At 55.8% G+C, this 5,204-nt stretch carries 2 rRNA genes; both read right to left on the reverse strand.

Annotated features, from left to right (window positions below):
* Positions 1-105: 105 nt before the first annotated feature.
* Positions 106-3,226, reverse strand: a 23S ribosomal RNA gene (locus SLQ31_RS29395).
* A gap of 372 nt (positions 3,227-3,598) precedes the next feature.
* Positions 3,599-5,118: ribosomal RNA gene (locus SLQ31_RS29400) — 16S ribosomal RNA — on the reverse strand.
* Together the 16S and 23S rRNA genes form the textbook arrangement of a ribosomal RNA operon.
* Positions 5,119-5,204: the final 86 nt, after the last annotated feature.

Consider the following 5,204-nt stretch of genomic DNA (forward strand, 5'->3'; position numbering starts at 1 on the left):
GTTTTGGTGGTGGGGTGCAGTGGTTTGACTGCTTGTGGAGTGTGGTTGCGGGCGTTGATGTGCGTCTTTTACTTTTTCCGATTCAACTTGGTTAGTTGTTTTGGTTGTTGTAAGTTTTCGGCCGGTTAGTGCCAGTTCCCTGAACACCTTGCGGTGCGTGCAGGTCTGGTCTATCGATCCCGTGGTCTGCGGGGGGCCTTATCCCTCTAAAAGGGTGAGAAACCTGGTCTTGGAGAAGGTTTCCCGCTTAGATGCTTTCAGCGGTTATCCTGTCCGAACGTGGCTATCCAGCGGTGCCCCTGGTGGGACAACTGGTGGACCAGAGGTTCGTCCGTCCCGGTCCTCTCGTACTAGGGACAGGTTTCCTCAAGTTTCTGACGCGCGCGGCGGATAGAGACCGAACTGTCTCACGACGTTCTAAACCCAGCTCGCGTGCCGCTTTAATGGGCGAACAGCCCAACCCTTGGGACCTGCTCCAGCCCCAGGATGCGACGAGCCGACATCGAGGTGCCAAACCATCCCGTCGATATGGACTCTTGGGGAAGATCAGCCTGTTATCCCCGGGGTACCTTTTATCCGTTGAGCGACACCCCTTCCACTCGGGGGTGCCGGATCACTAGTCCCGACTTTCGTCCCTGCTTGACATGTCCGTCTCGCAGTCAAGCTCCCTTGTGCACTTGCACTCAACACCTGATTGCCGTCCAGGTTGAGGGAACCTTTGGGCGCCTCCGTTACATTTTAGGAGGCAACCGCCCCAGTTAAACTACCCACCAGGCACTGTCCCTGGACCGGATATACGGTCCGAGGTTAGAAGTCCAATACGATCAGAGTGGTATTTCAACAATGACTCCACCCACACTGGCGTGTGAATTTCACAGTCTCCCACCTATCCTACACAAACCGAACCGAACGCCAATACCAAGCTATAGTGAAGGTCCCGGGGTCTTTTCGTCCTGCCGCGCGTAACGAGCATCTTTACTCGTAGTGCAATTTCGCCGAGTCTATGGTTGAGACAGTTGAGAAGTCGTTACGCCATTCGTGCAGGTCGGAACTTACCCGACAAGGAATTTCGCTACCTTAGGATGGTTATAGTTACCACCGCCGTTTACTGGGGCTTAAATTCTCCGCTTCACCCCAAGGGGTTAACGGGTCCTCTTAACCTTCCAGCACCGGGCAGGCGTCAGTCCGTATACATCGTCTTGCGACTTCGCACGGACCTGTGTTTTTAGTAAACAGTCGCTTCTCACTGGTTTGTGCCACCCCCCACCGCTGCCGGCCGCTAGTGCCATGACAGTAGGAGGTCCCCCTTCTCCCGAAGTTACGGGGGTATTTTGCCGAGTTCCTTAACCATAGTTCACTCGTACGCCTTGGTATTCTCTACCTGACCACCTGTGTTGGTTTGGGGTACGGGCCGTGTGTGTGCTCGCTAGAGGCTTTTCTTGGCAGCAAAGGATTACCGAATTCGCCTCACTCGGCTATGCATCACCTCTCAGGATATGTGTTGGACGGATTTGCCTATCCAACTCCCTACGGGCTTGCCCCAGTATTACCACTGACTGGTACGGCTACCTACCTGCGTCACCCCATCGCTTGACTACTACCCATCCGGGTCCCGCGCAGCCAGTGATCCCCGCTCCCCGAAGGGATTGGTAGACCACCTTTTGGGCGGTTAGCAGAATGGATTCATCAGGGACGCTCATACACGGGTACGGGAATATCAACCCGTTGTCCATCGACTACGCCTGTCGGCCTCGCCTTAGGTCCCGACTCACCCTGGGCGGACTGGCCTGCCCCAGGAACCCTTGGTCTTTCGGCGGGCAAGGTTCTCACTTGCCTTATCGCTACTCATGCCTGCATTCTCACTCCCACACCCTCCACAGCTCCATTACCAGGCTGCTTCATCGGCGTGCAGGACGCTCCCCTACCCATCCAACATAAGTTGAATGCCGCGGCTTCGGCGGTGTGCTTGAGCCCCGCTACATTATCGGCGCACAATCACTTGACCAGTGAGCTATTACGCACTCTTTCAAGGGTGGCTGCTTCTAAGCCAACCTCCTGGTTGTCTCTGCGACTGCACATCCTTTTCCACTTAGCACACGCTTAGGGGCCTTAGCCGGCGATCTGGGCTGTTTCCCTCTCGACGTACGGAGCTTATCCCCCGCCGTCTCACTGCTGCGCTCTCACTTACCGGCATTCGGAGTTTGGCTGACGTCAGTAACCCTGTGGGGCCCATCGGCCATCCAGTAGCTCTACCTCCGGCAAGAAACACGCAACGCTGCACCTAAATGCATTTCGGGGAGAACCAGCTATCACGGAGTTTGATTGGCCTTTCACCCCTACCCACAACTCATCCCCTCAGTCTTCAACCTAAGTGGGTTCGGGCCTCCACGCGGTCTTACCCGCGCTTCACCCTGGCCATGGGTAGATCACTCCGCTTCGGGTCCAGAACACACCACTACACCAACCCCTACGGATTGGATACGCCCTATTCAGACTCGCTTTCGCTACGGCTACCCCACACGGGTTAACCTCGCGACATGTCCCTGACTCGCAGGCTCATTCTTCAAAAGGCACGCCATCACCCCACGTAAACGAGGGCTCTGACGGATTGTAAGCGCACGGTTTCAGGTACTATTTCACTCCCCTCCCGGGGTACTTTTCACCATTCCCTCACGGTACTAATCCGCTATCGGTCATTGAGAAGTATTCAGGCTTACCGGGTGGTCCCGGCAGATTCACAGCAAATTCCACGGGCTCGCTGCTACTCGGGTACTCATCACCACAGAGAACATGTTTTCACCTACGGGGCTCTCACCCACTACGGCAGACCATCCCAGGCCACTTCGATTAACACATTCTTTTCTTACTGCAGCCCAGACCGGCAGATCTGAGAAGATGAGCCCCACAACACCGCACACACAACCCCTGCCGGGTATCACATGCATACGGTTTAGCCATCCTCCGCTTTCGCTCGCCACTACTCACGGAATCACTTACTTGTTTTCTCTTCCTACGGGTACTGAGATGTTTCACTTCCCCGCGTTCCCCCCCACACCCTATGTATTCAGGTGTGGGTGACACGACATCACTCGTGCCGGGTTTCCCCATTCGGACATCCTCGGATCAACGCTCGGTTGACAGCTCCCCGAGGCATAACGCAGCCTCCCACGTCCTTCATCGGCTCTCAATGCCAAGGCATCCACCATGCGCTCTTAAACACTTACAACACAAAAAACCAGAATCGAAAAAAGAAATTGCACATCAACACACAAACCACGCCGAACCCCTACGGGACCGACGCAAACATTTGCGTGCTAGATGCTCGCAACCACTATCCACGAATCAAACACCACACCCCACCACCAAAGTGAGGCAACAACAATCCTCTCCAACCGCAGTCGAAGAACAACGGGCTTGTTGTCTCAAAGCCCAATAGTGTGTCTGATGAATTTTCGTCGCCGGCATCCCCGCCGAACGAACAAGTCTGTCGTGCACCAGAACCTGAAACCCACTACAGGCCAGGCCCATCCAACGAATCGCTTAGCTCACCGAACTCCCACAGACGTGGGCGGGGCATAAGTCTCGTGGTGCTCCTTAGAAAGGAGGTGATCCAGCCGCACCTTCCGGTACGGCTACCTTGTTACGACTTCGTCCCAATCGCCGATCCCACCTTCGACGGCTCCCTCCCACAAGGGGTTAGGCCACCGGCTTCGGGTGTTACCGACTTTCATGACGTGACGGGCGGTGTGTACAAGGCCCGGGAACGTATTCACCGCAGCGTTGCTGATCTGCGATTACTAGCGACTCCGACTTCACGGGGTCGAGTTGCAGACCCCGATCCGAACTGAGACCGGCTTTAAAAGGATTCGCTCCACCTCACGGCATCGCAGCCCTTTGTACCGGCCATTGTAGCATGTGTGAAGCCCTGGACATAAGGGGCATGATGACTTGACGTCATCCCCACCTTCCTCCGAGTTGACCCCGGCAGTCTCTCACGAGTCCCCGCCATTACGCGCTGGCAACATAAGATAAGGGTTGCGCTCGTTGCGGGACTTAACCCAACATCTCACGACACGAGCTGACGACAGCCATGCACCACCTGCACACAGGCCACAAGGGAATACCTATCTCTAGGCACGTCCTGTGCATGTCAAACCCAGGTAAGGTTCTTCGCGTTGCATCGAATTAATCCACATGCTCCGCCGCTTGTGCGGGCCCCCGTCAATTTCTTTGAGTTTTAGCCTTGCGGCCGTACTCCCCAGGCGGGGTACTTAATGCGTTAGCTACGGCACGGATCCCAAGGAAGGAAACCCACACCTAGTACCCACCGTTTACGGCGTGGACTACCAGGGTATCTAATCCTGTTCGCTCCCCACGCTTTCGCTCCTCAGCGTCAGTTACTGCCCAGAGACCCGCCTTCGCCACCGGTGTTCCTCCTGATATCTGCGCATTCCACCGCTACACCAGGAATTCCAGTCTCCCCTGCAGTACTCAAGTCTGCCCGTATCGCCCGCACGCCCACAGTTAAGCTGTGAGTTTTCACGAACAACGCGACAAACCACCTACGAGCTCTTTACGCCCAGTAATTCCGGACAACGCTCGGACCCTACGTATTACCGCGGCTGCTGGCACGTAGTTGGCCGGTCCTTCTTCTACAGGTACCGTCACTTGCGCTTCGTCCCTGCTGAAAGAGGTTTACAACCCGAAGGCCGTCATCCCTCACGCGGCGTCGCTGCATCAGGCTTGCGCCCATTGTGCAATATTCCCCACTGCTGCCTCCCGTAGGAGTCTGGGCCGTATCTCAGTCCCAGTGTGGCCGGACACCCTCTCAGGCCGGCTACCCGTCGTCGCCTTGGTAGGCCATTACCCCACCAACAAGCTGATAGGCCGCGGGCCCATCCCACACCGCAAAAGCTTTCCACCACAACCCATGAAGGCCGTAGTCCTAGCCGGTATTAGACCCAGTTTCCCAGGCTTATCCCGAAGTGCAGGGCAGATCACCCACGTGTTACTCACCCGTTCGCCACTCGAGTACCCCGAAGGGCCTTTCCGTTCGACTTGCATGTGTTAAGCACGCCGCCAGCGTTCGTCCTGAGCCAGAATCAAACTCTCCAAACAAAAACAACCCATGACAAGCACAGGTGAATTCGAATCAGAACAATCTGACCTAACAAAAAGACACCAAACAAACTGGCATCAAAAAA

Source organism: Mycobacterium sp. RTGN5 (genome assembly GCF_033804465.1).
Lineage (GTDB): Bacteria > Actinomycetota > Actinomycetes > Mycobacteriales > Mycobacteriaceae > Mycobacterium.